We start from the raw sequence: 6,291 nt of genomic DNA, 5'->3' as shown, positions 1-6,291 counted from the left end.
TCAGGCGGGCGTGGCGGAGCGGCCGTTCGGGGGTGCCGCCGATTCCCGCACCACGATGTGGGTCCCGATCTGGACCCGCTGTTCGCCGCCGCCGTAGAGAGCCATGCGGGCCGCTGTGCGGCCCATCTCCTCGCGGGGGATGTGCAGCGTGGTGAGTGGTGGGCACAGGTCGCGGGCCATGGGGATGTCATCGAACCCCACGACAGAGAGGTCGGCGGGGACGCCGAGGCCGCGTTCCCGCGCGGCGGCGAGGACGCCGGCGGCGAGCTCGTCGTTCGCCGTGAAGATCGCCGTCACGCCCTGCTCGATCAGGGCGCTGCCGTTGCGGTAGCCGGCGTCGCGGTTCATCGCGACCGAGAGGATCGGCGTCGTCTCGGGGTCGACGCCGAAGTCGCGTAGCGCCTGCCGGAACCCGTCGGCGCGGAGGCGGCCGGTCGCGTAGTCGAGCGGACCCGCGAGGTGCGCGAGACGCGTGTGTCCGCTCGAGAGCAGGAAGGTGGTCGCCGAGTGTGCCGCAGCGAACGCGTCGTAGCTGACCACGTGCACGGGGGCGTCGGCGGGCCCGGTCCATGGCCGCCCGCAGAGCACGAGCCGCGAGCCGGCTCGATCCATCGCACGCGCGTGCTCGGCGAGCAGGTTCTCGTAGTCGGGCCCGGAGGCGAGGGCGCCGATGAGGATCGTGGCCTCCACGTCGCGCTTGCGCATCGTGTCGATGAAGGCCAGCTCCCGGTCGGCAGAGTTGGCCGTGGTGCCGATCAATGTGGCCATCCCGGCCGATCGCGCTTGCTCCTCGATGCCTGCGGCGATGCCCGTGAAGTAGCCGCCGTTGAGGTGCGGCATCGCGACGGCAATCGTGCCGGCGAGGCTGGAGAGCGACCGGGTGGTCGTGGCCTTGTAGTCCAGCTCGTCGACCGCCGTCATGACCCGCTGATGGGTCTCCGGCGGCGCGGTGTAGGTGTTGTTGAGGATCCGCGAGACGGTGGCGATCGAGACGCCAGCGCGAGCGGCAACATCGCGGACGGTCGCCCGTCGCCCGCTTCGTGTCTGCATCGTCATCCTTCGTCCGCGTGATCCTGAAACAGGTTACACCGATGCAGCATGCAGGTCGGTCTCCTTGCGACGACGCCGATGGAGGGACACGATGGACGGCGAGGCCGCCGATGAGGGTGGTCCAGGAACCACTGGAGGGGTCACCATGACCAGCTCGATCGCACGCGTCACGACCATCACCGCCCGCTCCGACGTCTCCTTCGAGGATGCGATCCAGGCAGGAGTGGCCCGCTCGGCCCAGACTCTCCGCAACGTCTCGGGGGCGTGGGTGAAGGAGCAGAAGGTCGAGGTCGCCGACGGCGTCATCACTGCCTATCAGGTGGTCCTCGAGGTCACGTTCGTGCTGGAGGACTGAGCAGCTGCGCCCGCGCGAGCGCGGTCCACGCCATGCGCTCGTGCGGGTCGTACCTCTCCAGGATCGCCGCGAGATCCTGGCGGATCTCGGGCGGGAAGCAACGCCCGACGGCGTCCGGCCTGTTCGTGAGGTCGGCCTCGCCAACGTAGTGGCCGGTCGTGAGATCGGCGAGCGCCGCCGTGGTCCGGCGGGTCCACTCGACCTGGGGGCGCCGGTCCTGCGTGCGTGGGTCCCAGTGGGCATACGGAGACACGCTGGTGCTGCCGGTCGGGCGGTAGAGGGCGTGGTCGGGAACACCGCCGTCGGCACGGCGTGAGGACGTGGTGAGCAGGATCGAGGAGCGCTCGGTCAGGGCGTCCTCGTGCTGGCTCAACCGCGGCAGCAAGGCGGCGAACGGTGCATCGGTCCACACGTGGTCGCTCGCGAGTGCGTCACCCTGGTGGCGGGGGAGTCCGTCGACCACGTCGGCCAGCGACATCCGAGCTGTTCCGGTCGTTGGCCAGCCGCGCTGCTCGAGCGTCGCGGCAACCGGGACCGCCGAGTCGAAGGCGGTCAGCGCGATCGTCGCTTCGGCGCGGGGACGGCGCCTGGTGGCCGGACGCCAGAACACCGTGGTCTCGACCGGCGTGGGCAGCTCGCTCAGCAGGTCGTCGATGGCGGCGCCCAGCGCCGTGGGCTCGGTTGCCTCGAGCGTGGCGAACGCCCGGCGCACGTGCGCGGCACCTGGCTCGAGCGCCACCTGGAACCGCACCACGACACCAGGGAACACCGGTCCCGCCCCGCGCACGGCACGCCAGATCTCGGAGTGGCGCTCCAGGTCGACCACGCGCCGCTCACCGTCAGGCAGCACGACGTCGGCTGCCAGCACTCGCTCGCACGCGTGGCCCCACTGCGGCGTGTTCCAGCCGTTGCCCCCGGCCAGCAGGTAACCGCCCAGCCCGACGGTCGGGGCGTGCCCGATCGGGAAGGCCATGCCGGCGCGGTCGAGCTCGCGGGCGGCCTGCGCCACTGTGACGCCCGGCTCGATCCAGGCGGTGCCGCGTGCGTGGTCGACCTTGAGACGATCGAGGCGGCGAAGGTCGATCGTCACGGCGCCCTCGCCCAGGTGGGTGGCGCTGAGGGAGTGCCCACCGCTGCGCACGGCCAGCTGCAGGCCGTGATCGCGCGCGTACGTCACCGCGGTGACCACCTCGGCTGCCGATCGCGGCCGCGCGATGGCTGCAGGTGAGCGGGATGGCTGCCACGTCGAGACCGAGAGGGCGGCTCGGCGGGCGGCGAACGTGGGGTCGGAGCCGACGGCCCAGTCCACCGCGTCGCTCACGGCGTCTCGGTGTTGGCGACGCTGCCGAGGATGGCGGCGTCGATCGCCGTCGGCGCGTACACGAGATCGACGAGCTTGCGGGTGAGGCCGACCACGCTTCCATCGGGACCCAGGTGCGCAGCACTGACCCGCAGTCGGTGCCGTGCACGCTCGGCGACGTCTTCGCGGATCAGCTCCTCGACCTTGGCGACGACCCGGGGCATCCGCCCGAGCACACCGCCCAGGACGAGCGCATCGGGGTTGGCGGCCGCGACCACGGTCGACAGCACGCGGGAGAGCCGCGTGACCGCCTCGTCGACCACGGTGCACACCTCGGGGTCATCCGATGCCACGCGATCGACGATGTCCCACAGGGTCCGGACGCCGCGGGGTTCGAGCCGGCGGATCAACGCCTGTCCGGAGGCCCAGGAGGCGAGGCATCCATGCCGGCCGCAGGTGCACACCGGTCCGTCGTCGGTGATCCGGATGTGGCCGATGTCGCCGGCAGCTCCGTCGGCTCCCGCGAGGACGTGCCCGGCGTCGACGATGCCGGCGCCGATGCCTGTGGCGTACTTGACCGCGAGCACGGCGCGGCCTGGCCCCAGCACGCTCGACTCGCCGAGAGCGAAAGCACGCGCGTCGTTCTCGATGACCGCAGGTACCTGCCAGCGAGCACTGAGCGCCTCCAAGAGCGGGTAGCCCTCCCAGGGCGCCATCATCGCGGTGGTCGCGCCCAGCCCGCCCGTGACCGGGTTGATCGGCGCAGGGATGCCGACAGCGACGCCGATCAGTGTCTCGCCGCGTCCCGCTCGCAGCAGTACGTCGGCGATCTCGAAGATCGTCGCGAGGTACTCGGTCGGATCGGTGTGGATGTCTGCCGGCAGCTCCCTCGCGCGCAGCGGCTGACCGCCGACGGATGTCACGCAGATGCGTGCGTGCGTCTGACCGAGGTCCAGCACGATCGCGACCTTGTCCCGGGTGTCCCACCGCAGCAGCTCCGAGCGGCGCCCGGGCCGGCGCTCACCGGATCCGGCGGGTGCCGAACCGTCCTGGTAGACGTAGCCGTGCCGGAACAGCACCTCGAGGCGCTCGAACAGCGTGGTGCGCGACATGCCGGTGGTCGCGAGCAGCTGCGCACGCGTGAGCCCCGGGCGCGAGCGGATGAAGTTGAGGAGCGCCCCGTAGGAGGTGGCCGGCAGTGCCGGTGCGATCGGTGTGGGGCCCTCGACCGCAGGGCGTGCGATCTCGTCGACCGGCACGCTCAGGACCGCGTGCGGGTCATCCGCTGCTGCCACTCGTCCCTCGCCGTCGTCGAATCCTGGCGCGTATGCGAGCGTTCATGATGCCACGTTGACGAAGGCCGCGCCAGCCGTTATGTTCAACGACTGAACACAACCGATCCACGACGGATCGACTGGGAGGAGGGCAACGATGGCCGAAGTCACCTCTTCGCTCGCCGCCGCCGCGCTGGCGGTGCTGCGTGCGAACGACCGTGGCGACCGGACCGTTGCGGCCCCGCGCCTCTACCCGCACCAGTGGTCGTGGGACGCCGCATTTGTGGCGATCGGCTGGGGATCCTTGTCGGTGGAGCGAGCCCTGGCCGAGTTGCGCCACCTGCTGCGCGGGCAGTGGGCCACCGGCATGCTGCCGCACATCGTCTACACCGACGAGCCCGGCTACTTCCCGGACCCGGCGCGGTGGCGCACGAGCGAGGCAGTGTCAGCGCCGCGTGAGGTGCCGACGTCTGGAATTTGTCAGCCGGCCATACATAGCCTGGCCATCTGGCTGATCGCAGCGCAGGCTGACGCCAACGGCGGCGAGGACCCCGCGCTGCTCGAGACATTCCTGCACGAGACCTTCGACGACTGGCTGCGATGGCACCGCTGGCTCGACGAGGTCCGCAGCACCCACGCGACCGGGCTGATGGAGATCCATCACCCCTGGGAGTCCGGTATGGACAACTCACCGCGCTGGGACGCCCCGAGCGCGGCCGTGCTGCCGGGCGAGATGGCGCCGTACGTGCGGGCCGACACCCGCCACGTCAAGGATACGAGCGAGCGGCCCGGCGACGACGACTACGACCGCTACCTGTGGCTCGTGGAACAGCTCGCCTCGGTCGGCTACGACGACGACCGTGCCCGCGCGACCGTCGACTTCCGCGTCGGCGACGTGTTCTCGACGGCGGTGCACGCTCTGTCCGCAGGGTTGCTGGCCGAGCTGGGGGATCGCGTCGGGCGTGATCGCGAGGCGGCAGCGCTGCGAGCGATCGCGGACCGCGCTCGTGCCGCCGTCGACGCCACGATCGACCCGGCCACCGGACTGGCACGCGACTACGACATGCGGGCCGAGGCGTGGATCGCGTCAGAGACGATCGGCGGCTTCGCCCCGCTGATCTGCGGCGCTGCCGGCGCCGACTACGACCGCCTGGTGCAGCTGCTGGAGGGCGCGGGCTGGTGCGGCCACCCGGCGCTCGCGCACCCGTTGCCTCCGACCACGGCCCCCGATGCCGCGGAGTTCGCCAGCCGCACCTACTGGCGCGGCCCGACCTGGCCCGTCGTCACCTGGCTGATCAGCTGGGCGCTGCAGCACCACGGGGCGCTCGAGCCCGCCCGCCGCATCGCCACAGCCGGCCTGCACCAGCTCGCCGACGGAACCTTCGCCGAGTACTACGACAGCCTCACCGGCGCACCGCTCGGCAGCCATGACCAGTCCTGGACCGCAGCCGCCGCGCTCGCATGGGAAGCCTCGGAGCGCCGGCCATGACCACCACCACGCCCTGGGTGGGTCGCAACCGGCCGGCGATCGACGCCGGCGAGATCGTCACCGGCGCGACCACCTACGTCACCGACCTCCGCCCCGAGGCCGTGTTGCACGGAGCCGTGCTGCGTTCGAACCTGCCGCACGCGACCATCGAACGGATCGACGTCAGCGCCGCACGCGCTCTCGCCGGGGTGCACTGCGTACTGACCGCTGCCGAGGTGCCGGTCAACGCGCTCGGCCCACGTGAGGTCGACGGTCCGGTGCTCGCAGCGGATCGGGTGAGGCAGGTAGGTGAGGCGATCGCACTCGTGGCCGCCGACGACGAAGCCACCGCGCACGCGGCCCTGGCGGCGATCGAGCTCGACCTCATACCACTGCCGGTCGTCGACGGCCCGGAGGCTGCCGCCGCACCCGACGCAGCGCTGCTGCACTGGACCGGATACATCTCCGGTCGGATCGCGTTCAGCTCCGGCGACGTCGAGCACGCGATCAGCGGCGCTGCACTCGTGCTGCGACGCGACGTCACCACCCCGAGCCAAGAGCATGTGGCGATCGACACGCCCGGGGGCGTCGCCGTCGTCGAGAGCGAGACCATCACGATCTGGTGCGGGTCGCAGAACCCGGGTCTGCACCAGCGCAAGGTGGCGCGCGCCCTCGACGTCGACGTCGCGGACGTGCGGATGATCGCCAACCCCGTGGGCGGGGCGTTCGGCTCACGCAACGACGACCCGATGCCGGTCTACCTCGCGCTGCTGGCGCGCGCGACCGGCCGCCCGGTGCGCGTGCACATGACACGCGAGGAGACGATGGCGGCGGGCGCCAAGCG

Annotated in this window: 6 protein-coding genes; 3 read left to right on the top strand and 3 right to left on the bottom strand. The window is 71.5% G+C overall.

The genetic code is table 11. The features are described 5' to 3' along the window. Nucleotides 1-1,050 (bottom strand): LacI family DNA-binding transcriptional regulator, encoded by a 1,050-nt coding sequence (locus tag ACOJSN_RS07320; protein WP_420111848.1) that lies wholly within the window; start codon nt 1,048-1,050, stop codon nt 1-3. Between the two features lie 145 nt (nt 1,051-1,195). On the opposite strand from ACOJSN_RS07320, the gene ACOJSN_RS07315 reads away from it, so the two are divergent. Beyond that, entirely contained in the window at nt 1,196-1,405 is a 210-nt protein-coding gene (locus tag ACOJSN_RS07315) for a dodecin family protein (RefSeq protein WP_420111847.1), read from the top strand. Here the strand turns inward: ACOJSN_RS07315 and ACOJSN_RS07310 are convergent. Both ACOJSN_RS07310 and ACOJSN_RS07305 read right to left on the bottom strand, forming a co-directional pair. After that, nucleotides 1,383-2,726, bottom strand: a complete 1,344-nt coding sequence (locus ACOJSN_RS07310) for an FAD-binding oxidoreductase (protein WP_420111846.1) — start codon at nt 2,724-2,726, stop codon at nt 1,383-1,385. The two genes, ACOJSN_RS07315 and ACOJSN_RS07310, sit on opposite strands and share 23 nt — an antisense overlap. Then, complete coding sequence (locus ACOJSN_RS07305; protein ID WP_420111845.1) at nt 2,723-4,000, bottom strand: ROK family transcriptional regulator; 1,278 nt, start codon at nt 3,998-4,000, stop codon at nt 2,723-2,725. Before ACOJSN_RS07305 ends, ACOJSN_RS07310 begins: the two co-directional genes overlap by 4 nt. 136 nt (nt 4,001-4,136) lie before the next feature. Between ACOJSN_RS07305 and ggh the strand changes: the two genes are divergently transcribed. Further along, nucleotides 4,137-5,468 carry a glucosylglycerate hydrolase gene (ggh, locus tag ACOJSN_RS07300; RefSeq protein ID WP_420111844.1) on the top strand — a complete coding sequence of 444 codons (1,332 nt, stop codon included), beginning with the start codon at nt 4,137-4,139 and terminating at the stop codon, nt 5,466-5,468. Continuing rightward, a partial coding sequence (locus ACOJSN_RS07295; RefSeq protein WP_420111843.1) for a xanthine dehydrogenase family protein molybdopterin-binding subunit occupies nt 5,465-6,291 on the top strand: 827 nt, incomplete at its 3' end. The genes ggh and ACOJSN_RS07295, both read left to right, overlap by 4 nt.

The organism is Pseudactinotalea sp., from assembly GCF_048594945.1.
Lineage (GTDB): Bacteria > Actinomycetota > Actinomycetes > Actinomycetales > Beutenbergiaceae > Pseudactinotalea.
This window is presented reverse-complemented; position numbering and strand designations above follow the sequence as displayed.